The sequence below is a fragment of the Streptomyces solicamelliae genome, assembly GCF_045348655.1.
Classification (GTDB): Bacteria; Actinomycetota; Actinomycetes; order Streptomycetales; family Streptomycetaceae; genus Streptomyces; species Streptomyces solicamelliae.
In genome coordinates this window covers 4622807-4645146 of record NZ_CP160404.1, presented here as the reverse complement: position 1 = coordinate 4645146, position 22340 = coordinate 4622807, and the positions used below count along the sequence as shown (strand labels likewise).

At 72.3% G+C, this 22340-nt stretch carries 18 protein-coding genes and 1 pseudogene; 12 read left to right on the top strand and 7 right to left on the bottom strand.

What is annotated here, in order from left to right; all coding sequences use genetic code 11:
• Window positions 1–119: 119 nt before the first annotated feature.
• Both ABZO31_RS21745 and ABZO31_RS21740 read left to right on the top strand, forming a co-directional pair.
• Complete coding sequence (locus ABZO31_RS21745) at window positions 120–1466, top strand: glycoside hydrolase family 18 protein (protein WP_406862923.1); 1347 nt, start codon at window positions 120–122, stop codon at window positions 1464–1466.
• A gap of 217 nt (window positions 1467–1683) precedes the next feature.
• The gene (locus tag ABZO31_RS21740; protein WP_406862922.1) at window positions 1684–1887 is read left to right on the top strand and encodes a hypothetical protein; all 204 of its coding nucleotides are present in this window, start codon (window positions 1684–1686) and stop codon (window positions 1885–1887) included.
• Between the two features lie 73 nt (window positions 1888–1960).
• On the opposite strand, the gene ABZO31_RS21735 is transcribed toward ABZO31_RS21740, so the two are convergent.
• On the bottom strand, window positions 1961–3529 hold the full coding sequence (locus ABZO31_RS21735; RefSeq protein ID WP_406862921.1) for a S8 family peptidase: 1569 nt from the start codon (window positions 3527–3529) through the stop codon (window positions 1961–1963).
• A gap of 189 nt (window positions 3530–3718) precedes the next feature.
• Here ABZO31_RS21735 and ABZO31_RS21730 point away from each other — a divergent pair, with 189 nt between their 5' ends.
• Complete coding sequence (locus tag ABZO31_RS21730) at window positions 3719–4855, top strand: pyridoxal-phosphate dependent enzyme (RefSeq protein ID WP_406862920.1); 1137 nt, start codon at window positions 3719–3721, stop codon at window positions 4853–4855.
• Here ABZO31_RS21730 and ABZO31_RS21725 read toward each other — a convergent pair.
• Both ABZO31_RS21725 and ABZO31_RS21720 read right to left on the bottom strand, forming a co-directional pair.
• Window positions 4852–5334 (bottom strand): cupin domain-containing protein, encoded by a 483-nt coding sequence (locus ABZO31_RS21725; RefSeq protein WP_406862919.1) that lies wholly within the window; start codon window positions 5332–5334, stop codon window positions 4852–4854. The genes ABZO31_RS21730 and ABZO31_RS21725 overlap by 4 nt on opposite strands.
• A 16-nt stretch (window positions 5335–5350) precedes the next feature.
• On the bottom strand, window positions 5351–7222 hold the full coding sequence (locus ABZO31_RS21720; protein ID WP_406862918.1) for a DUF4132 domain-containing protein: 1872 nt from the start codon (window positions 7220–7222) through the stop codon (window positions 5351–5353).
• Between the two features lie 296 nt (window positions 7223–7518).
• Here ABZO31_RS21720 and ABZO31_RS21715 point away from each other — a divergent pair, with 296 nt between their 5' ends.
• From ABZO31_RS21715 to ABZO31_RS21690, 6 genes are all read left to right on the top strand, one after another.
• Window positions 7519–8721: a sensor histidine kinase gene (locus ABZO31_RS21715; RefSeq protein ID WP_406862917.1), complete on the top strand. Its 1203-nt coding sequence runs from the start codon at window positions 7519–7521 to the stop codon at window positions 8719–8721.
• Window positions 8718–9119: a roadblock/LC7 domain-containing protein gene (locus ABZO31_RS21710; protein WP_406862916.1), complete on the top strand. Its 402-nt coding sequence runs from the start codon at window positions 8718–8720 to the stop codon at window positions 9117–9119. The genes ABZO31_RS21715 and ABZO31_RS21710 overlap by 4 nt, the downstream gene beginning before the upstream one ends.
• Complete coding sequence (locus ABZO31_RS21705; RefSeq protein ID WP_406862915.1) at window positions 9116–9496, top strand: DUF742 domain-containing protein; 381 nt, start codon at window positions 9116–9118, stop codon at window positions 9494–9496. The genes ABZO31_RS21710 and ABZO31_RS21705 overlap by 4 nt, the downstream gene beginning before the upstream one ends.
• Entirely contained in the window at window positions 9471–10073 is a 603-nt protein-coding gene (locus tag ABZO31_RS21700; protein WP_406862914.1) for a GTP-binding protein, read from the top strand. The genes ABZO31_RS21705 and ABZO31_RS21700 overlap by 26 nt, the downstream gene beginning before the upstream one ends.
• 6 nt (window positions 10074–10079) lie before the next feature.
• On the top strand, window positions 10080–11426 hold the full coding sequence (locus ABZO31_RS21695) for a cytochrome P450 (RefSeq protein WP_406862913.1): 1347 nt from the start codon (window positions 10080–10082) through the stop codon (window positions 11424–11426).
• Window positions 11427–11660: 234 nt separating this feature from the next.
• Window positions 11661–12791, top strand: a complete 1131-nt coding sequence (locus ABZO31_RS21690; protein ID WP_406862912.1) for a tryptophan dimethylallyltransferase family protein — start codon at window positions 11661–11663, stop codon at window positions 12789–12791.
• Window positions 12792–12856: 65 nt separating this feature from the next.
• Here ABZO31_RS21690 and ABZO31_RS21685 read toward each other — a convergent pair whose 3' ends face one another.
• From ABZO31_RS21685 to ABZO31_RS21670, 4 genes are all read right to left on the bottom strand, one after another.
• Entirely contained in the window at window positions 12857–14155 is a 1299-nt protein-coding gene (locus ABZO31_RS21685) for a flavin-containing monooxygenase (RefSeq protein ID WP_406862911.1), read from the bottom strand.
• A 115-nt stretch (window positions 14156–14270) separates the two neighbouring features.
• On the bottom strand, window positions 14271–15227 hold the full coding sequence (locus ABZO31_RS21680) for a hypothetical protein (RefSeq protein ID WP_406862910.1): 957 nt from the start codon (window positions 15225–15227) through the stop codon (window positions 14271–14273).
• The gene (locus ABZO31_RS21675; RefSeq protein ID WP_406862909.1) at window positions 15212–19594 is read right to left on the bottom strand and encodes a hypothetical protein; all 4383 of its coding nucleotides are present in this window, start codon (window positions 19592–19594) and stop codon (window positions 15212–15214) included. The genes ABZO31_RS21680 and ABZO31_RS21675 overlap by 16 nt, the downstream gene beginning before the upstream one ends.
• On the bottom strand, window positions 19587–21059 hold the full coding sequence (locus ABZO31_RS21670) for an esterase/lipase family protein (RefSeq protein WP_406862908.1): 1473 nt from the start codon (window positions 21057–21059) through the stop codon (window positions 19587–19589). Before ABZO31_RS21670 ends, ABZO31_RS21675 begins: the two co-directional genes overlap by 8 nt.
• Before the next feature lie 131 nt (window positions 21060–21190).
• On the opposite strand from ABZO31_RS21670, the pseudogene ABZO31_RS21665 reads away from it, so the two are divergent.
• The 3 genes and pseudogenes from ABZO31_RS21665 to ABZO31_RS21655 form a co-directional block, all read left to right on the top strand.
• A pseudogene (locus tag ABZO31_RS21665) lies at window positions 21191–21409 on the top strand (DUF6000 family protein); the annotation flags it as partial.
• 245 nt (window positions 21410–21654) lie between these two features.
• Entirely contained in the window at window positions 21655–21906 is a 252-nt protein-coding gene (locus ABZO31_RS21660; RefSeq protein ID WP_046423495.1) for a hypothetical protein, read from the top strand.
• Complete coding sequence (locus ABZO31_RS21655) at window positions 21906–22298, top strand: DNA-binding protein (protein ID WP_406862907.1); 393 nt, start codon at window positions 21906–21908, stop codon at window positions 22296–22298. Before ABZO31_RS21660 ends, ABZO31_RS21655 begins: the two co-directional genes overlap by 1 nt.
• Window positions 22299–22340: the final 42 nt, after the last annotated feature.

Sequence of the window (22340 nt, the reverse complement as noted above, 5' to 3'; positions counted from 1 at the left end):
GACGACTGCGCCGAACGGAGTCCCACCGCCCCCTTGACCCCATTGGTCCAGACCAATACCTTCCTGTACGCACAGCCGCGCACCGCCCCCTTCCCGGCCTTCGCACAGGAACGAGACTCATGCGTCGCAGAACTCTTTCCCGGCTGACCCTCGGCGCAGCCTCCGTCGTCACCCTCGCTCTGGTGGCCGGCCTCGCCCCGGCCTCCGCCCAGCCCACCGGCGGCCACGGCGCCGCTCCCGCGCTCAAGCGCGTGGGCTACTTCACGCAATGGGGTGTCTACGGACGGAACTTCCAGGTCAAGGACCTGGACACCAGCGGCACGGCCGCCAAGCTCACCCATGTCAACTACGCCTTCGGCAACGTGGGTCCGGACGGAAAGTGCTTCACGGGCAACGTGCCCGGCGAGGCCGACGCCTGGGCCGACTACGTGCGTCCGCTGGACGCCGCCGGTTCCGTGGACGGCGTCGCCGACACCGCCGAGCAGCCCCTGGCGGGCAACTTCAACCAGCTGAAGGAGCTGAAGGCCAAGCACCCCGGCCTCAAGGTCCTGATCTCGCTGGGCGGCTGGAGCTGGTCCACGCACTTCTCCGACGCGGCCCGGACCCCCGCCTCCCGCAAGGCGTTCGTGTCGTCCTGCATCGACCTCTACATCAAGGGCAACCTGCCCGCCGACGGCGCCCGGGGCGGCGCGGGCGCGGCGGCGGGGCTCTTCGACGGCATCGACCTGGACTGGGAGTGGCCCGGCTCGGCCGGCGACACGGACACGGTCTTCCGGCCCGAGGACAAGCAGAACTTCACCGCCCTGGTCCGGGAGTTCCGCACCCAGCTCGACGCCTACAGCAAGTCCCGGCAGCAGGGGAAGAAGCGGAAGCACTACGAGCTGACCGCGTTCGTCCCGACCGCCCCCGCCAAGATCGACGCGGGCTTCGAGGTCCGGAAGATCATGCGTGACCTCGACTTCGTCAATCTGCAGGGCTACGACTTCCACGGCTCCTGGGAGTCCACCACCGCCCAGCAGTCCGCACTGTTCGCCGAGAACGACTTCAGCGTCGACCAGACCGTGAACGACTGGCTGAGGCGCGGCGCACCGGCCCGCAAGCTGGTCGTCGGCATGCCGTTCTACGGCCAGGGCTGGACCGGCGTCTCCGGCGGCGGCGACGGCCTCGGCCAGGCTGCCACCGGCCCCGCCCCGGCGACCTGGGCAGCCGGGTACGAGGACTACAAGGCCCTGAAGAAGCTCGCCGACTCGGGCACGTACACGGTCCACCGCGACCGCCGCAACGGACACGCCTGGCTGTTCGACGGCACGACCCTGTGGACGTACGACGACCCGCAGGTGCTGCGCGCCAAGTCCCGGTACGTGCGCGCCGAGGGCCTCGGCGGCGCGATGTTCTGGTCCCTGGACGGCGACACCCCCGACGGCGAACTGATCACCGCCGTGGACCGGGCCCTCGGCCGGCGCTGAGATCACGGGCGCCGGGACCGCCGGGCGCCGGAAATCGCTCGCCGCGCCCCGCGGGGCCGCCGGTACCGTGCTCGCCTGACAGGCGGACACGAGGGGGCGGCTTTGCGGGCGACGACGGCGACGATCCGCGCGGTCAACGGGCTCACCTCGCGCTGGGCGACCCAGGGCCCCGGGCCCGCGGCGCCCGGCGCGGGGACGGTGTTCTCCGCGGCGGGCGATGGCCGCCTGCGCGGGCGGCGCCTGGGAGCCGCCGAGGCAGCCGTACGTCGTGCGCCGCGTCGACCTCGTCCACGACCGGCCGTTCGGCTTCCTCACCGTCCACCGGACCTCCCGCCTGGTGCTCTCGGCGGGCTGGGTCGCCGAGCCGGTGGACTACGTCTTCGAGGAGTACGACGAGGACGAAGAGGACGACCGGGTTTGATGGCCCGTGCGTGACGAAGGGGCGGCCGCCCGCCGGCGGCCGCCCCCCTCATCCGTTCAGCCGTTCAGGTCGCTCAGAACTGCAGCGCCCAGGAGTCGATCTTGCCGGTGTCCCAGGCGGCGTTGTCCGTGACGCGGAGCTTCCACGTGCCGTTCGCGACCTCGGAGGAGGCGTTGACGGTGTACGTGGTGTTGATGTTGTCCGCGCTGCCGCCGGTGCCGAAGCCCTTCAGCGTGTACGCCGAGCCGTCGGGGGCGATCAGCTGGACCTGGAGGTCACCGATGTAGGTGTGAACGATGTTCACCGGGACCTGCAGGGCCGACGGGGCGTTGCCCGAGATGCCGGACACGGTGACCGGGGACTCGACGGTCGCGTTGTCGCGGATCGTGTAGTCCGTGGTGTTCTCGAAGCGCTTGCCGGTCGGAGGCGGCGTGGTGCCGCCGCCGCCCACGAAGAGCAGGCGGTTCGGGGAGCCGGTGCCCGGGGAGCCGACCACGTTCGGGGTGGAGTTGTTCACCAGCGCGGTCTGCACCTGGGCCGGCGTGGAGGACGGGTTGTCGCCGAGGTAGACGGCGGCGGCGCCGGCCACGTGCGGGGTCGCCATCGAGGTGCCGGAGATGGTGTTGGTGGCGGAGTCGCCGGTGTTCCACGCCGAGGTGATGTTGGAGCCCGGGGCGAAGATGTCCAGGACCGAGCCGTAGTTGGAGAAGCTGGAGCGGGCGTCGGTGTTGGTCGTGGAGCCGACCGTGATCGCCTCGGTCACGCGGGCCGGGGAGTAGTTCGACGCGTTGGCGTTGCTGTTGCCGGCCGCGATGGCGTACGTGACGCCGGACGCGATGGAGTTGCGGACGGCCGCGTCGAGGGTCGAGTCCGCCCCGCCGCCGAGGCTCATGTTGGCGACGGCCGGCTTGACGGCGTTCTGCGTCACCCAGTCGATGCCCGCGACGACGCCGGCGGTGGTGCCGGAGCCGTTGTTGTCGAGCACCCGGACGCCGACGATCTTGGCCTTCTTGGCGACGCCGTACGCGTTGCCCGCGACGGTGCCGGCGACGTGGGTGCCGTGGCCGTTGCCGTCCTGCGCCACGTTGTCGTTGTCCACGGCGTCGTAGCCGTTGAAGGCGCGGCCGCCGAAGTCGCTGTGGGAGATCCGCACACCGGTGTCGATGATGTACGCCGTGACACCCTGGCCCGCGCTGTCCGGGTAGGTGTAGCTCTGGTTCAGCGGGAGCGCCCGCTGGTCGAGACGGTCCAGGCCCCAGGACGGCGGGTTCGGCTGGGTGCCGGTCATCTTGAAGACGCGGTTCTGCGCGACGGACTTGACCGCCGGGTCGGCGGCGAGCTTCTTCGCCTGCGCCTCGGAGAGCTCGACGTTGTAGCCGTTGAGCGCCGAGGTGTACGTCTTCTTGATCGTCGCGCCGTACTCGGCGGCCACCGCGCGGCCCTTCGAGGTCTCGGCCTGCGCCGACTCCTCGAGGGTGACGATGTAGCTGCCGGCGATCGCGCCGGGGGCGCCGGCGTTCTCGATGACGCCTTCCGGGGCCGCCACGGCCGCGGGGGCGGAGAGGGTGCCGAGGGCGAGGGCGGCGACGGCTATGGCGCTGGCCGCGGCGAATCTGCGCCGCGAATCACGCATCACTGACATGTGAGGGGTCCTCCTCATAGGTGGTGCGTTGCTGTGGGGGTGCGGCAGGGACATGACAAACGCTGATCGAGCTCCCCTGGCGTTTCCCTTGTCGACTGCCGAGCGAAAGATTGGCCGATCCATAGGAATCGCACAAGAGCCCCGAGCGCCATGCAACGAGGCCGCCACACGCCTGTCACGCTGGCCGCCATGACGGCCTACGTGTGCCCCCGATGCCGGTCCCGAGCCGCCTCGGATGCGCTCACCTGGTGTTGTCCGCTGTGCCGTGGTCCCTGGGATCTGGACTTCACCGCCGCGCCGGTGTCACTTCCGTCCCTCGCGTCTCGTGTGAATTCCTTGTGGCGATACGCCGAGGCGCTGCCGTTGGCGACTTCCCGACCCCGGGTGACCCTCGGCGAGGGCCGGACGCCCGTCGTCCCGCTGACGGAGGACATCAGCGCCAAACTGGACTTCCTCACCCCCACGTCGTCCTTCAAGGACCGCGGTGCGGTCATGCTCGCCGAACTGGCCCGCCGTCTGGAGCCGCGCCTCGTCGTCGCGGACAGCAGCGGCAACGCGGGCACGGCGATCGCGGCGTACACGGCGCGGGCCGGGCTGCCCTGCGCGGTGTACGTCCCCGAGGGCACCTCCGCGAAGAAGCTGGAGCAGATCCGGGCGCACGGCGCGCGGCTCGTCGTCGTCCCCGGCGGCCGGGACGCCGCCGCGCGGGCCGCGCAGGAGGCGGCCGGCGAACCCGGCGCCTTCTACGCGTCGCACGTCTTCAACCCGCACTTCCTGCACGGCACGAAGACCTATGTCTACGAGCTGTGGGAGGACGGCGGCGGCACACTCCCCGACACCCTCGTCGTCCCGGTCGGCAACGGCACCCTGCTCCTCGGCGCCGCCCTCGCCGTCGGCGAACTCCACGGCCACGGGCTGATCGACCGGCGGCCGGCCCTGGTCGCGGTCCAGGCTGAGGCCGTCTCGCCGCTCGCGGCGGCGTACCGCGCGGGCGCGGACGCCCTGGACGCGGCGGCGGAGGCCCGGCCCACCCTCGCCGAGGGCATCGCCATCCCGCACCCGCCGCGCGCCGCGCAGATCCTGAAGGCGGTCCGCGACAACGGCGGCACCTTCCTGACCGTGACGGACGATCAGATCCGCTCCGCCCAGGCGGACCTGGCCCGGCGCGGGCTGTACGTCGAGACGACCGCCGCGGCCTGCTGGGCGGCCGTACGCGCCGAACCGCCGCGCCCCGGGACCACGGTGCTGCCCCTGTGCGGGGCGGGCACCAAGACCGGCCTCGCGCCCGAGGCGACGCCGGAGGAAGCCGCCCCGGACCGGTCCTAGTCCGTCCAGTACGTGTCGTGCTTGAGGAAGAACGCGGCGCGCTCGTCCTCCGTCATCCGCGCGACCGTGCCGACCTTCTCGAAGTACTCCTCGCGGGGCGCGCCCGGCGCGAACAGCAGCAGCATGGAGGAGGGTTCGTCGGAGTCGTTGCGGAAGGCGTGCAGCCCGCCGGTCGGCACGTACACGCAGTCGCCGCGCCGCGCGTCGACCCAGTTCTTGCCGTCGAAGATCCGGACGGTGCCGTCGAGGACGTAGAAGGTCTCGGAGATCGTCCGGTGGAAGTGGGTGGACGGGCCGCCCGCCTTCGGCGTCATGTCCACCTGGTACAGCCCGAATTCGCCGCCCGTGGAGGCGGTGGTGGCGAGATAGCGGGTCTGCGTGCCGTTGCGCGAGGTCAGCTCCGGAGGCGCGGAGGCCGGGCGGTAGGTAGCGGTGATCTCGCCGGTCTCGCCGTGGTAGCGGGGCTCGGGGTACGACATGGTGACTCCGTTCGTGTCAGCTGCTGGGCCGCTTGATCTGGGTCAGGATCGAATCGTCCGTGATTCTCGCGTCGTCGGCGAGCAGAAAAGCCTTGCTGAGGATCAGCGAGAGCCGGTCGTCCTCGAACGGCAGGAACACCTTCCCGTCGGGCTTCCGCGAGGCCGGGACCACGCACAGGTACGCGTCGTCCGGCGCCATCCGGATGTTCGCCGAGCCCAGGTGGATCTTGTACGTGCGCAGCTCGCCGCGGACGACCAGGCACCGCCCGTCCAGGGTGCAGCGGTCGGCGATCTTCAGCCGCGGCAGGATCCGTTCGAGCACGTCACGGCGGGTCCGGGCGGTCCCGTTCAGCTCGCCGAAGCCGGCCTGCTCCCAGTACGGCCGCCGCCCCCCGTCCCTCCATTCCGGGTCAGCGGCGATCGAGGTCAGACCCACGAACAGGTCCACGTCGCGCATGGCCTCGCTGAGCACCAGCGGCGGCACCTCCGCGAGGGACGCCTCTTGGAACCCGCGCATCGTGCGGCGGCGGAAGCGCACCTGGTCGGTGGAGGCGATGAGGTCGTCGTCCGACCAGTCCGCCAGGGCGTGCCGGAAGTCGACCGTCCACTCCCCCGCCGCCAGCGTGCGCGAGGCCGCGTCCTCCTCCCCGCCGTCCCAGGGCCCGAGCAGCCGGCTGGTCCACGCACGGGCCCGGAACAGCGCGAACATGCGGCGGTAGTGGACGAGATGGCCGGCGAAGCGGTTGGAGTAGTCGCGGGTCCCCTCCTCGGCCGGGGTGAGCCGGTAGATCTCCCGGAACGCCTGCTTGAACGGCTGGCGCAGCTCCCGCCCGGTGATCAGGTCGCGCCAGGACTCCACGGTCTCCGGGTCGGAGCGCAGCGGGTGCCAGAGCCGTACGGCCGCGTCCTCGGGCGCGTCGGGCAGCGCGTCGAACTCCGGCAGGACGGCCCACCATGCGCCCGGAGCCGTCTCGATCTCCCAGATCAGCCGGCGCACCACGGCCCGCGCGACCGGGTGTTCGGCCAGTTCGGCGCGCCAGCGCGCGTACGGGGGCATCATGTCGGCGGTCCAGCCCGCCTCCAGGGCCCGGGCGAGGGTGCCGTGCTGGATGTCGACCCGCTTGGCCAGGTCGCGCAGCTCCTTGACCTCGGCGGGGTGGTCGCGGCGGGCGGGCGCGGGCACGGAGCGCAGCGCACGGCCGTCCTTGGACCAGGTCAGCGTCGCGCCGCCGGCGCCGGCGGTGACGACGGCCTCGTACGGCCCGAGTTCACGCCGCAGCACGCCGTCGGGGCCGAAGCCGAGCGTGGGCTGCCGCAGCGCGACCTCGACGCGCTCGACCAGGTTCGCCTCGACCTTCTTGAGGTTCTTGTCGAGCTGCTTGGGCACCCCGCCGTGCCGGGTGGCGGCACGGGCGGCGCGGACGGCGGTGACCAGCTCGGGGGTGGGGAAGTCACGCCCGGCGCGGACGAGTTCGAAGAGCAGCGCCTGGGACGGCAGCGTCTTCGCGGCCGTGGGGGCGACCGCGACACCGGGCAGCAGCCGGTCGAGCAGCGCGGGCAGCCAGGGCTCGTCGCGGAACAGTGCGGTGCGGGCGGCCCGCCCGAGGGCGTCGACCTCGTCCGCGGTGAACGCCTTCTCCGCCACGTACGGGATCACGCCCCGATGCAGCGCCTCGACGCGCTCCGCCGCCGCCTCCAACGCCCGGCGGGCGTACGCCGCGTACGCGGGTATCGCGGCGATGTCCCGCCACCGCTCGGCGTACCGGTCCGGCGGAGCGTACGTGTCGGACGGATGCATCGAACGGAAAAGCACTTGCTCGGCCTCGGTGAGTCCTTTGAGGACCGCCGCCTCTTCGGATGCGACTGCGAAGTCGTTCTCGTCTGGCATGGGGCCGGATGCTGCCACACAGCACTGACAGTCACCGCCCTTCCGCGGCGTCTCCGCAGGTCAGCGACGACCCTTCCGTACGGACCGACTCTTTTACGCCTCCCGTCTATTGACTGACCGTCACGTAATCGCACAGTGATACGATCTGCGCGCAAGCGGGGCGGGCGGATGAGCGCAGGACAGCACCTCCAACGACGTGGGCGGTCCGAGCGGCGTCCCGATGCGGGCGGTTCCGCCGGTTCACCCGCATTGAGGGGAATGCAGCTACTGGCCGTCGGTCGCCTGAAGAGAGTCTTATGACGGAATACATACAGAACCCTGTGCTCTGGGTTTTGTTGGTCCTCGTCCTTGCCGCTGTCGCCGTCATCGTCCGCCTGCGCGGATCGGGCCGGGCCCTGCGGCAGGAGATCGACGGGCTCAGGACCCACTACTCCGACCTGGAGAACCGCTACTCGCAGTCCGTCGCGGCCGCGCAGGAACAGGCCGAGGAGGGCACCAAGACCGTCCTCAAGTCCGCCATGCGGACCCTGCAGGGTCTCGCCGCCGAGCAGCAGCTGATCGTCTCCCGGCTGCAGAACAAGTACGGCGAGTCCGCCATGCTCCAGGACCTCCTGGAGATCGACCACACCAACTCGCAGTTCGGCCGGCGCGCGCAGTCCATCGCCGTCCTCTGCGACGGCTGGCTGGGCCGGCACCGCGACGTCGCCTCCGTGTACGACGTGGTCCGCAGCGCCCAGGGCCGGATCCGGCACTACCGCCGCGTGGAGATCCTCTCCCGCGTCGACTTCGGCATCACCAGCCGCGCCGTCGAGCCGGTGGCCCTGGCGCTCGCCGAGCTGCTCGACAACGCCACCAGCTACTCCAGCCCGGACACGGTCGTCGAGATCAACACCCGGACCGTGCCCAAGGGCGTCTGCATCGTCGTCGACGACGCCGGTGTCGGCATGAACGACGAGGAGCGGGCCCGCGCCGAGCGCCTGCTCACCAGTAACCGCGTCTCCGGCGTCTCCGGACTCGGCAACCCGCCGCAGTTCGGCTTCGCCGTCATCGGCGTGCTGTGCGAGCGCTTCGGCTTCGAGGTGTCCGTGGACTCCTCGTCCCCGTACGGCGGCGTCCGCGCCGTCGTCCTGCTCCCGCACGACCTGCTCACCGGCATGCCGGACCAGCGGCCCGCGGCTCCGGCCATGCCGGCCGTGGCGCCGACCGTGCCGGCCGGGATGCCGCAGACCGGGATCCCGCAGACCGGGGGGCCCGAGGTCGCACCGACCCTCGACGCCACCGCCGACGGCCTGCCCCGTCGCCGCCGCAAGCGGCCGATGGCGATCGTGCCGAACAGCGCTCCCGGCGTGCACACCCCCGGCCGCAGCGGCGCCGAGACGGCGGCGATCATGGGCGCCTTCCAGCGGGGCACCCAGTCAGGCCGGGCCACCCAACCGGAGGTAGTGGACCCGACGAGCAGCACCCGTGGTGCAAGCAGCGAAGGACATGAGGTCTCGTGAACGACGATCTGTCATGGATGCTCGACAGCGCCCTGGAGATACCCGGGGCCCTGCACGCGGTCCTGATATCCGCCGACGGGCTGCTGATGGCCCGGACGAAGGACTTCGACAAGGACAACGCGGACCGGGTCGCCGCCGCCATGAGCGGCGTGCAGTCGCTCAGCCGCTCGCTCGGGTTCTTCTGTGAGGACCCCCGGGCCGGCTGGCGGCAGACGCTCGTCGAGTTCGACGGCGGCTGGGTCTTCCTGATCTCCGCCGGCGAGGGCGCCTACCTCGGCGTCTCGGCCGGTCCGGAGGTCGACATGGCCGACATCACCTTCCGCATGCAGCAGCTCGTCGGCCAGCTCGGCAAGGTGCTCATGACCCCGCCCCGCGAGAACCTCGGCGCGCGGTCATGACCGGGGCCGAGATGTGGGAGCCGGAGGCCGCCGAGCTGGTGCGGCCGTACGTCATCACCAAGGGCCGCGGCCTGCCGGACGACGCGCAGCTCTCGCTGATCACCCTGGTGACGGCGGCGCCGGACGAGGGGCGGCAGCGGCCGACCCGGCTGTCCCCCGAGGAGCAGCGGCTGCTCGACATCTGCTCGGCCGGCTATCTGTCGGTGGCCGAGATCGCCGGGCACACCCGGCTGCCACTGGGCGTGGTGAAGATCCTGCTCGCGTCGCTGACCGAGGGCGGCTACGTCCTCACCCGCGCCCCGGTGGCGCGGGCGCCGCTCGCCGACCGGGAGATCCTCGAGGAGGTGCTCAATGGCCTCCGCCGCAAGTTTGGGTGAGCAGGCGTACGTCCGGGACGGAGCGACGCAGATCCCGGTGAAGATCCTCGTCGTCGGGCACTTCGCCGTCGGCAAGACCACCTTCATCGGCGCGATCTCCGAGATCGAACCGCTGTCCACCGAGGAGCGGATGACCCGGGCCGCGGAGCGGGTCGACGACCTCAAGGGCGTCCGGAGCAAGACCACCACCACGGTGGCCATGGACTTCGGCCGGCTGACGATCAGCGACCGCGTCGTGCTGTACCTCTTCGGCACCCCCGGCCAGCAGAGGTTCGTCCAGGTGTGGGAGGACCTCGCGCGCGGCGCGCTCGGCGCGCTGGTGCTCGTCGACCCCGAGCGGCTGGCCGACTCCTTCGAGGTCATCGACCTGATCGAGCAGTACGGACTCGACTACGCCATCGCCGTCAACAACTTCGACGGCTCCCCGGTGCGGGACGAGACGGCGCTCCGTGAGGCGCTGGACCTGCTCGACGACACCCCCGTCGTCACCTGCGACGCGCGCGACGAGGCGTCGTCCGCCGCAGCCCTCACCACTCTCGTCCGCTTTTTGCTGGACCGTGCCCAACAGGAGCAGTAAGCCGATATGGACGCATCGACCCCCACTCCGGTGCCCCCGCCCGGATGCCCCGCGCACGCCCTGGGCGGCCGCGTTCCGCTGTACGGACCGGAGTTCGCGGCCGACCCGCAGGCGTACTACGCGTACCTGCGCCAGTACGGCCCGACCGCGCCCGTGGAGCTCGCCCCCGGTGTCGAGGCCACCCTCGTCACCGACTACCCGACGGCGCTCCAACTGCTCCAGGACAACGGCTCGTTCCGCAAGGACGCGCGCCGCTGGCGGGCCTTCCAGCAGGGCCTGATCCCGCCGGACAGCCCGGTCGCCCCGCTGCTCGCGTACCGCCCGAACGCCATGTTCAGCGACGGGGCCGAGCACGCGCGGCTGCGCCAGGCCATCACCGACAGCATGGCCCGGATCGACACGACCCGGCTGAGCCGGCGCACCGAGCAGGTCTCGGACTACCTGATCGCCCAGTTCGGCTCGCGCGGTTCGGCGGACCTGCTCGGCGACTACGCCAAGATGCTCCCGCTGCTCGTCTTCAACCAGCTCTTCGGGTGCCCGGCGGACATCGGCGACCGGGTCTTCTTCGGCATCAACAACATGTTCGAGGGCGTGAACGCGGAGAAGGCCGCCGAGGTGATGTTCGAGGCCGCCGGGGAGCTCGTCGCCCTGAAGCGGAGCGCGCCCGGCGACGACGTCACCACGTGGCTGATGCAGCACCAGGTGCGGCTGACCGACGAGGAGATGGTCCACCAGCTGGCGCTGCTGCTCGCCGCGGGCGCGGAGCCGATGCGCAACCTCATCGGCAACACCCTGCACCGGCTGCTCACCGACGACGAGTACGCCCACCGGGGCGGGCTGATCGACGAGGCCCTGGACGACACGCTGTGGGAGAACCCCCCGATCGCCAACCTCGCGCCCCACTACCCGGCCTCCGACATGGAGTTCGCCGGGCAGCAACTGCGGGCCGGCGACCTCGTCCTGGTCAGCTTCGCCGCCGCCAACTCGCACCCCGCCCTGGCGGCCTCCCGGCAGACCGGCAGCAACCGCGCCCACCTGGCGTGGAGCGCCGGACCGCACGGCTGCCCGTCGAAGGACCCGGCGCGGCAGATCACGGTCACCGCCGTCGAGAACCTGCTCAATCGGCTGCCCGACGTCGAACTCGCCGTTCCCGACGACAGTCTGACGTGGCGTCCGGGTGCCTTCAGTCGCGGTCTGACCGCGCTTCCGGCCCGCTTCACCCCGGTCAGCGTGGCACCGGCCCACACGGCGGTACGGGACACGGCGCCGGCCCAGGGCGGGCGGCACGCGGCGCCCCAGGCGGCCGAACGCACCGGTATGTGGAGCTCGTTCCTCAGCTGGCTCAAGAAGTGATTCACCCAACACCCACAACTCCTGCACCCCGGCATGGACGTCTGATGTGACGGGTAGTGAGGCACGCGGTATGAGACATTCCGCGTTACTCACGAGAATGAGGAGGTGTGTGGTGTTGGACCACATACCCATAACCGGCGCCCTGCCGCGGCGCCCCGCCCCCGCGGTCCCCACGGATACCCGCCCCACCGGCGGGTATCCGTCTGTCCGGGCCGGCCGGACCGGGGAGGGCCGGTGACCGCGTTCGGGAGTCACGGCCTAGCCCCCGGTGCGCGCACCCTCGGCGCCCATGTCACGGACCAGTTGCTCCGGCTCTGCGCGACCGCGGGCCTCGACGCGGCCGAGAGCGCCGACCACGCCCTGACCCTGATCGCGGCGCTCGGCCCGGTGGCCGACCGGCCGCTGGACCTGCCGGCGCCCGACCGGTCGTTCCTCTCCGACGACCACACGCCGGTGGAGTTCTCACTCTCCTTCGAGGGCAGCGCGCCGCCCACCCTGCGGGTCCTGTTCGAGCCGGGCTGCGGCACCGGCGACCTGGCGCGGGGCGGCCGCATCGGCCTGGAGGTCGTCCGCGCGATGGGCGAGCGCTGGGGCTTCGGCACCGAGCGGCTCGACGAGCTGGCGGACCTGTTCCTCCCGGCCTCCCCCGAGGGCGCGTTCGCGCTGTGGTGCGCGCTGGAGCTCCGCGCCGGCGCGACCCCCAAGCTGAAGGTGTACCTGAACCCCGCGGCGAACGGGGCGGAACGTTCCGCCACGACCGTACGGGAGGCGCTGCACCGGCTCGGCCACCGGCACGCGTTCGACGCACTGCCGCCGGGCGACCGACACCTGTTCTTCGCCCTGGACCTGGGCGCCTGGGAGACCCCCCGGGTGAAGGTCTACCTGGCCCACCACGGGCTCACGGCCGCCGAGGCGGCGGGGCTCTGCCGGGCGCCCGGCGAGCTGGACCCCTCCCTCGTACGGAGCTTCTTCCGCACGACGACCGGCCGGGGCCGCGGCGGCGCGCGCGGACTGCGCCCGTTCCAGTCCTGCCACGCGTTCACGGAGACGGCGAGCGGCCGCCCCAGCGGCTTCACCCTCTACGTCCCGGTGCGGGAGCACGCCGCGCACGACCGGGAAGCGCTCGACCGGGCGCTGACCGTCCTCGACCGGCTCGGCACCGACCCCACGCCCCTGCTGACGGCGCTGCCCGCCGTCACCTCGCGCCGGCTCGAGGACGGCGTCGGGCTCATCGCCTACCTGGGGCTCGCGCACCAGGACGGCAGGCCGCCGCGGGTGACCGCGTACCTGTCCTCGGAGGCGTACGAGGTCAAACCGCCGCGCATAGCCGGCGCGGCGCACCGCCAGGCCGTGCCGGTGCACTGAGGCCCCGGGGTCCCACGTAGCGGCGAAGCTCCCGACCGTCCACCGGGAGCTTCCCGTCGCCGGAGTCAGACGCCCTGCAGCTCCCGGAGCTCCTGCAGGTAGGAGCCGACGTCCACCTGCACGGAGTGCCCGCTGCTGCTGCCGTACCGCTCGGTGATCCCGGTGAGGTACGCGTGGATCTCCGCGCGCATCTCGTCCCGCGGCGGGAGGGCGGTCCGGCCGGCGACGAGGTCGCCGACCCAGCGGGCCTGCGCCTCGACGAGGCGTGTGATGGAGCCCACGGGGCGGATGAGACCCACGAAGTACAGCCCGCTCCGGTCGGCGGGGACGACCCGCTTGTACAGCTCGACGCTGCCGCCGGCACCCACCGGGTACCCGTCCGGCAGGAAGGGGAAGTCCATGTGGAAGCCGGTGCAGTAGACGACGGCGTCGGCCTCGGCGGAGGTCCCGTCGGCGAAGACGACACGGTCGCCGTCGAAGGACGCGACCGCGGGCTTCGGGGTGACCGACCCGTGCCGGATGCAGCTGAGGATGTCGTCGGAGATGGTCACGGCCGAGGAGAAGATCGGGTGGTCGGGCTCGGGCAGCCCGTAGTCCGAGAGCCGGCCGCGTGCCACGAGCAGCGCCTGCTCGACGAAGCGGCGCTGCTCGGCGAAGGACATGCGGGTGAACCAGGGCGCCTCGGCGATGAGGTCGACCGGGATGCCGAAGAGCTGCTTGGGCACGACGTGCAGGCCGCGGCGGACGGAGAGCAGGGTCCGCCCGGCATGGCGGGAGAGGTCCGCGGCGATGTCCACGCCGGAGGCGCCCATGCCCACGACGACCACGTTCTGCCCCGCGAACTCCCGCCCGTCGCGGTAGTCCATGGAGTGCAGAATCCTTCCGCCGAACGAACCGGCCCCGGCCGGCAGCGGATCCGGAAGGGCGGGCACGGAGTGGTGCCCGGAGGCGACGACGACCTGCTCGAAGACCCGCTCCCGGACCTCGCCCTCCGCGTCCCGGCTGCCGACGCGCCACAGCCCGTCCGCGTCCTGCCGCACGGACAGCACCTCGGTGCCGAACTCGATCCGCGACCGCAGCCCGGCCCAGTCCGCGAACGACCGCAGATAGGCGGCGATGTCGGCGTGCCCGGGGTAGAGCGGGAGCTCGTCGGACATCGGGAAGTCGGAGTAACCGGTGAGCTGCCGCGCGCTGTTGAGGTGCAGTGCCTCGTACGCCGGCCCCCGCTCCCCCGCTCCGGGCTGCCGCCAGATGCCACCGACGTCCGGGGCCTTCTCCAGACAGACGAACTCGACACCGCGCTCGCCGAGCGCATGCGCCGTCGCCAGCCCGGACAGCCCCGCCCCGATCACACAGACACTCACTCTTGCCCCCACAGGACAGCCACGCTCCATTCCGCTTCCGAACCCCCTGTGACTTCCCACCCGCCCCAGTCCTCACACCAGCGACAACGCGGCCGAGGCACGCGTCACACGGCGCTCACACGACGGGAGGGACGAACTGCCGCGTGGCCGTGGAGGCGAGGCGGGAGAAGAGCGTGCCGGAGAAGCCGAACAACAGGGCGAAGGCGAGCGCCAGCGGCTGTGTCGGGGCGTCCCAGGAGTTGTCGAGGAAGACCTGCCCGAGAAGGTTGAGGTCGGGATCGGCGAGCATGCGGACCAGCAGGAGGCCCCCCACCGCGGCGAGGGCGCCCCCGACCGGGGCCAGTACCAGAGCCCCCCACGACCTGGGGCGTTCGGGCTGCGGCCGCAGGACCCCGATGACGGGCGACAGGAACCCGCCGAAGGCGCCCAGCAGCATCGTCAGTTGATGGTCGAGGGCCAGGCCCAGCGCGAGAACCGCGCCGACGCCGGTCGTGGCCAGCCAGAGAGCGATGCGCTGCTGTTCGAACTCGGCCTCGGTCGCGGCCTCCTCGCGCGCGTGGAGGAGTTCGAGCGAGGCGACGAGCAGGGACCGTGTCTCCGGACCGGAGGCGGGAGCGGCGGTCAGCACGCCGGAGAGTTCCTTGTCGGCCGGACGGCCGGAGGCCGCCAGCTCCAGGCGCAGAGAGCGCAGGAGCAGGGCCGCTTCCTCGTCGCTCTCCAGCCGCAGCAGCCTGCGTTCGGCGGCGTGCAGGACACGCCAGGCGGAGGCGAGCTTCGACAGCGGAATGGCGACGACACCGGCCTGCGGCAGCAGTCGCCAGGCGACGGTGCCGAGTCGTTCGAGGTCGTCCAGGCGCTGTGTCACCGCTGCGAGGGTCGCCGTCGCGGCCGGGCCGTCGTTGTCCACGGCGAGGGTCTCGGCCCGGGCGCGGCAGTCGCGTATCCGGCCCGACAGATCCCGGTAGCGCGGGGCCGCGATCAGGCCCCGGCTGGTGATGAACACGACCCCCAGATAGACGGCGCACGCCAGTACCAACGCCTGGTTGCCGCTCTCCATCAGCTGTTCCCGCACTCCGAGTCCCCCTTCCGGGCGGTCGGCAGATTGACGACCACCAGCCCTTCCGAGCAGGCGACGGCCACCCGGCCGTCGGCCGCGCAGAGTCCGTGGACCGCCACACCGATGGGCACGACCCACGGCGCCGCGGTTCCGAGCGGGTCCCAGATCCGCAGGTCACGGTCCCAACTGCCGCTGATCAGCCGGGGACCGTCCTGGTCGGTCCGGGCCCACGTGATCGCCGTGACCGGCTGGGAGTGTCCCTTCAGGACGTTCTCCTGAGCGCCGGTGTCCGGGTCGATGATGCGGATGGCGCGGTCCTTGCCCCCGACGGCGAGCAGCCACCGGCCGTCCGCCTGGAAGGCGCAGAGCGACAGAGCGCCGGAGGGGAGGAGGACGGGATCGCGCGCCGGGGTCCGATGGTGCGCGTTCCACACCCGGAGCGTCCGGTCGTCCCCGACGGTGACGAGCATGACCCGCTTGGTCTTCGCCTCGGGGAACCACGTCATCGCCGCGACCCTCTTCTCGTGCGCGGCGAACTCGGCCCCGTAGGTGGTGTGGGCGACCGGGTCCCACAACCGGACCTGACGGCCGTAGGCGCCGGCGAGCAGGACGGTCTTCTTGCCCGGCCCCGGGAACGAGGTCAAGGCGGTCAGCCGGCCCCGGGCGACCAGGGGGGATCCGATGCGGCGGCTGTCGGCGGGGTCCCAGATCCATATGTGTCCGCCGTTGCCGGCCGTGGCGAGCAACTGCGCCCGGCCGCCGGCCTGGATCGCCGTCACCGCACGCACCGACCGGGAGTGGAGCAGCGTCCCGGTCGGCCGGGAGCGGGCAGGGTCCCACAGCCGGGCCGTCCGGTCGCTGCTCACCGTCACGAAGCTCACCCGGCTGTCCTGCCGGCGGTAGGAGCCGACCGCGTGGACGGACCCGCCGTGGCGCAGCGTGCTGTCGTCCGGGAAGTCGGGGCGGGTGGCGGGATCCCAGGTCTTCACCCTGCCGTCCTGGCCCCCGGTGGCGAGCATCGTGCGCTGCTCGGGGCCCGTGAAGACGTGGAGGGCGCGAACCCCCTTGGTGTGCCCGGTGGTCCACGGTTCGCCGATCCGGTTCCCGGTGAGCGGGTCCCACAGGCAGAGGGTGCCGTCGTCGCCTGCGGAGGCCAGCATGGTCCGGCCGTCGGGCCCCGCGAAGACGGCCAGGTCGTTCACCCACTTGGTATGGCCGGTGAGTTCCGGGCGTACCTGCGTGCCCGTGGCCGGGTCCCAGATGCGTACGGTCCGGTCCTCGCCGCACGACGCGAGCAGGGGCCTGCCCCCGTGGCCCGTGAAGCTCCGCACCACGCCGATGCGGCCGTGCCGGGCGTCCCACTCGGAGACCGGGGAACCGTCCGCCGCTTCCGCCAGCGGGTCCCAGATCCGGATCCTGCCGTCCTGACCGGCCGTGACCAGCAGAGGCAGCGGTCTGCTCCCCGGAGCGGCCTGCTCGGTGAACGTCGTCATGGCGCGCACCCAGTGGCGCCGCCCCGCTCCGGGCCGCTCCCGGTACCGGGACGCCCGCGCGCCCGGCGGCTCGGACACCGTGCTCAGCGTCCCGTGCAGCGAACCGGTCGCGGAGTCCCAGAGGCGTACGACACCGTCGTCGCCCCCGGAGACGAGCAGCACCCGTCCTTCGGCGACCAGGACCGTCATCGACCGGACGCCACCGGGGTGTTCGAGCGAAGGCAGCACCTGGGCCCCGTGTCCGCGGACCGCCCAGACACGGATCGCGTCGCCGCTGCCTCCGGCCGCCAGCAGCGTCCGCCCGTCGGGCCCGGGAAACGCCTGGACCGCCCGCACCTCCCTCCCCCGTGGGCCGGGCAGCGGGTCGACGCGCTCTCCGGTGGGGCTCCAGACGCGCACGGTGCCGTCCGCGCCGCCGGCGGCCAGCAGGTCCGTGCCACGACGGCCGGCGTACGAGGTCAGCGCGTTGAGCCCAAGGCTGCCCCGGCCGTCCATGGTGGTGTGCGGATTCTGGTGGCGCAGCCAGGCCCGGTGCACGGTCCAGGCCGCGTCGCCGCGCCCCCGGGCGGGAGGTGCGGGGAACTCGGTCGTGCCCGCCTGCTGCGCCATGGCGATCTCGCGGATGCCTCGCCGGTCGCGCGGGTGCGCGTTCACGAGGCGGTGCCGCGCGCCGATGACTCCGGCTATCTCGACCGGCGTGTCGGGCCTGCCCAGGGCGCTGCGCACCGCGTCGGCCCCGAGCGACCGCGCGTCCAGCCGGTCCAGTACGTCGGTGCGTGCCGCCAGGTCCCGCCAGCCGTCCGTACCCGCCAAGGCCGCATGGCCGGAGAGGTACCGGAACAGGTACGGATGCAGCGGGTCACCGGACTCCGTCCCCACGCCGCTCAGCAACGCCCGGACGATGCGGCCGTGGCCCGCCCGGACCTCGGCCCCGCCGTCCGCGGCGAGGAAGTGCTCCTGGAACGTGTGATGGGCCAGCCGGTACACCGTCTCCCCGTCGTCGTCCAGGCTGATGTACGGGGAGGCTGTCCGGGTGAGCCGCTCGAACTCCGCGTGGGAGGGCGCGGGTTCGCCGGACAGCGCTTCGACCACGGTGGCCCAGATGCCGCCCGTGAGCGGCAGTCCCGCGCCCTGGGCGTAGGCGAGTGCGCGCAGCATCCTGCCGTCCGCCGGTGCCGCGGTGCTCATCCTGTCGACGGCCGCGCCGAACAGGCGCCGGGGGTCGGCACCGGCCAACAGCTCCTTCAGCTCGTCGGGGTCGTCGAGCAGAAGGGGGCGGGCGAGGACCTCGTGCACGGCGAGGCGCGCGAACAGAAAGCCCCAGCCGTCCGGCTCGACCATGTTGCGGAGCTGTCTGCGGGCCCTGCCGGGCAGTCCCTCGCCGAGGGCCGCGTCGAGCCGGTCGGTCACATAGGTCACGACGTCGTCGGGCTGCGTCGTCAGCGTGACCAGCCGCGGCCGGTCGACCGGAGCGCCCGCGCCACCCGGGGAGAGGGGTGCGGCACCGAGGGCTTCGAGGAGGTCGGCGCCGTGCCGAGGACCCGTACCCGCATCCTGCGGTACGGCATCCTCCGACCCGGTTTCGGGGTCCGTGGACGGCCGCGTCCCGACGACCACGCGCACCCCGGGGAGGGCGGCCAGTCCACGCAGCACGCCGTCGGCGATCTCCAGAGGGTCCTGTGCCTCGTCCAGCCCGTCCAGCAGCAGGGTGAGCCGCCGCCCGCTCCCGCGCACGCGGTGCACGAGCCACTCGGCGGGCTGCCGCAGGCCCCGGTGGGACCAGGCCCTGCCCAGCCCGCAGGCGTCCGCGATCGCCGCCACGGCGCCGGCCGTGCTCAGGTTCCGCAGCGACAGGGCCGCCGTGAACACGTCGTCCGGCGGACGCTTCCCGTCCTCGGCCTCGAAGACCAGGTCCAGGGCGTCCAGCACGGCGCGCAACGCGGGCTGTGACTGCGCCCACAGCCACGCCAGGAAGGCCGACTTGCCGGCTCCCGGCTCTCCGGTGACGACGAGCATGCCCTCGGGACGCTCGCGCAGCCAGTCCACCACCTGCAGGCGTTCCGCACGGCGCCCCGTGAAGTGCCAGGTCACATCGCCGTACTGGGCGTTCTGGGCGTCCCGGACGCTCTCGGTGAGCTCCTGGACCCGCTCGCGGGTGAGTCCCCGCAGGGCGGCGTCGAGCCGGTCCATCATGTCGAGCGGCCCGCGGACCGACAGCCAGGGGTCACGGCGGACGAGTCGCGCGCCGGCCATTCCGGACGGTTCGCTGAAGTCACTGCCGTGCAGGAGCTCCCGCAGCCGCGCCGCCAGCTCCTGAAGGGGAATCACGGCTCGTCCGCGGAAGTCGGTGCCCACCGCCTGCTCCAGGGCGGTGCCGAACTCCCCGAGCCGGGTGGTGCCGGCGCCCGACGCACCGAAGAGCAGGACGCTGTGCCGCCCCTTCTCCGCTCTCAGCACGCTGCTGGTCTGTTCGACGAACGTCCTCGCATGACAGGCGTCGACGACGACGAAGGTCCAGGAGGCTTCGGAGCCGTGGTGCGCACGGTCGCTCAGCGCGTCGGCGAAGTCCTCGGGCCGCATGCTGCTGGACGCGTCCCAGGTCAGCAGTCTGGCCCGCCGGTTGGCCAGTTCGCCGTGGCCGATCCAGTACAGGATCGTGTCGCTCTCGTCGCCGCGGCCGCTCCAGTTCGCCAGGCGGTCCGTGACCGCCGCGTGGCCGCGGCCCTCCATCGGGACGTCCCAGGCCTCGTCCTCCACCCCGAAGAGGGCGAACACCGCCCGGACCCGGGCGAGTTCGGCCTCCACCTGGTCGAGTTGCCCGGTTCCTTCACGCGAGTACGCGCCTATGGCGAAGGACAGCATGCCCGGCGGCTTCACGGGCTCAGTCATCGTTCACCGGGTCGGCCGCGAGGACGAGCTGGCTGATCGGCGCGCCTTCGGGCGGCTGGAACGTCACGCGGTAGAGCCCGGGACGGTCCAGCGTGACGGGCGCGTGCCGTTCGCCGTCGCGCCGCTCGATCCGGAACGTGTCCGCCCACCTCCGGCGCGCACCGACCGACTCGACCGTGCAGAAGGCGTCGGGCCGGTCCTCCGCTCCGGTGACGACGGCCGTCCAGGTCTCTCCGGGGAGAACAGCGCCGTCCGGTGTGTCGAGCCCTGCCTGTCCTGCTTCCGTCCCCATCGGGGGCCCGATCGTCCCGATGTCCCCGTCCCGCAGGATCCTCGCCACCTGGCGGACGACGACGTCCGCCATCCCCAGCCCCGAATGCGACTGGAACAGCCGGGCCGCCGGTCGCACGCCCGGTACCTCAGCGGAGAAGCCGGGGACCGTGCCGTCGCCCCGTTCGTCCTCGCGGCGAGGCACCTCGTCCGTACCGCGCAGCGACACGAAGAGCGGGGTGACCACGCCGTCGTCGACGCGCATGCTCTGCGCGGTCCGCTGGGCGGTCCCCATCAGGAGCTGATGGTCCGGGAGGTCGGTCCGATCCGTCACCTGGCGTTCGGCCCAGGCCTCGGCCTGATCCCGGTCTCCTCCGAGCCCGACGACGTCGGCGGACGTGAGGCGCCGCCCGGCACCGCCGTCGTCGAGACAGCGGTAGGCGGGTAAGAGGTCGTACACACCGGGAAGGCCGGCCGCGAGAGCCCGGAGCCCGTCGTCAGGGTCACGCCGGTGGATGGCCGAGGCGGGACGCTTCGCGGGAAGCAGCGGGACACCACGGCCGGAGTTCAGCAGCACCGCCGCTTTCGGGGTGCCGTAGAAGGGGGTGCCCAGGGTGACGCAGGTTCTGATGAAGGGCCTGATCGCCGGGTCCAGCGCCAGATGGCGCACCAGCAGACCGCCCATGGAGTGCGCGACGAAGACGAGCTTCGCCGGTTCCTGGGGCTGTACGGGATGCCGTCGCCTGGCCCTGTCGTGGGCGCCGCTCGCGCGCCACCGTTCCAGGTGCCCCAGCGCGTCCCTGGCGAGCAGCCGTGCGTTGTGGGCGACGGGGAGCCGCCAGTCGTAGGGGAACTCGCGCACGGCGTGCGGGTCCGCCACCGCGCTGTGAACCCCGCGGAGAAGCTCGCGGTAGCGCTCGATGCCCCGAAAGCCGGGGAACCAGGCCGCGTACCGCAGGAGCGATTCGGGGACGATACGTCCGTACCGCCCCTCCAGCTCGTCCGCGTCGAGCCGCAGCCTGCGCAGCGCGGCGCCCGTGAACCAGGACGCGACGACGGGCCCGTCCCCCCACACCTTCTTCTCCGTGCGGCGGTCCACCAGCACACTGCCCATGATGCCGGGGATGACGACGACCGCGTCGTGGGTGGCGTACGGACGCGGGACGTCCCTGCCGGCTGTCCCCCTGTCCCCCATGGGGCAGACGATAACCGCCCTCGCGATCGTTTCGCGGCGTTATGCAGAGACCACCCACGGCCGGTCCTGCGGACAGCACAACGGCCTGACCGGGCTTCCCGCAGGTCAGGCCGTTTCGCCTCCCCCGCACCGACCTCCACTACGACCAGCCCGCCGCCTTGGGCGCCCTCCTCCGCCTCGACGCCCTCCTCGGTACCCACCACACCGACCGCTTCACGGAGCCCGACGGCCTCTGGGACGAGTGGGTCAAGGGCGTGGGACGGGTCGGCTACCCCAGCCACACCCCCGCCGAGCTTCGCCGCTGGACGGACCTCCCATGCGACTTCGCCAACGGCTGGAGCCGGACGTAGCCGTATCTGTGGCGTCGAGCTCCCGCTTCACCTCCGCACCGTGGATCGGCTTCAGGGCCGCCCGTGCCGCCTCCACTGCCCTTCCCACGCCCCACGCTCCCCGCCCCTCTTCGGCCCTCACCGCATCTCCTATCGCCCGCATCGGGCCTTGACGGGCATTCGCAGTTCCCTGCGGACCGGCCGAACCTCGGGGCAGGGCAGTCATTCACACCCCCAGACTTACGACCGCCGGTAGGATCAGCACCATGAGCGGTAGTAGGAAGTATTCGATCAGCCTGCCCGAGGATCTCGCCGAGGCCGTACGCGCCCATGTCGGGCCCGGCGGTTTCTCCGCCTACGTCGCCGAGGCTCTCGAGCAGAGGGTCGCCATGGACAAGTTGCGGGAGATCGTCGCCGACTTCGAGACCGACAACGAAGCCCTCACCCGCGAGGAGATCGAGGCCGCCCGGGCGCTGCTGCGCCACGACCACCGGCAGGCCGGCGGGGCCGCCGCCTGATGCCCGGCACCCTCCTGCTCGACAGCGAAGGACTCTCGAAGCTCTACCGCAAGGACCGCACCGTCGTGGCTCTGGCCCAGGCGGCGTCGGAGGAGGGCGTCCGCGTCGTCACCAGCGCCATGACCACGCTTGAGGCCGACTACGAGCGCGTCCACCCGGCCCGCATCAAGTGGGTCCTCTCCCGCGTCGACGTTCACGACGTCACCAAGGAGATCGCCGAACAGGCTGCCGTCCTCCTTCGTGCCCATCACCTTCACGGCCACAAGTACGCCATCGATGCCGCTCTCGCCGCCATCGCCCGTACCGCGCCCCAGCCGGTCACGGTCCTCACCTCCGACCCCGAGGACCTGACACTCCTGTGCGGCCCTTCCGTGGAGGTCGTCAAGGTCTGAGGCCGTGTCGCCGCCACGCCGCCTGGCCAAACGCTGTCACCG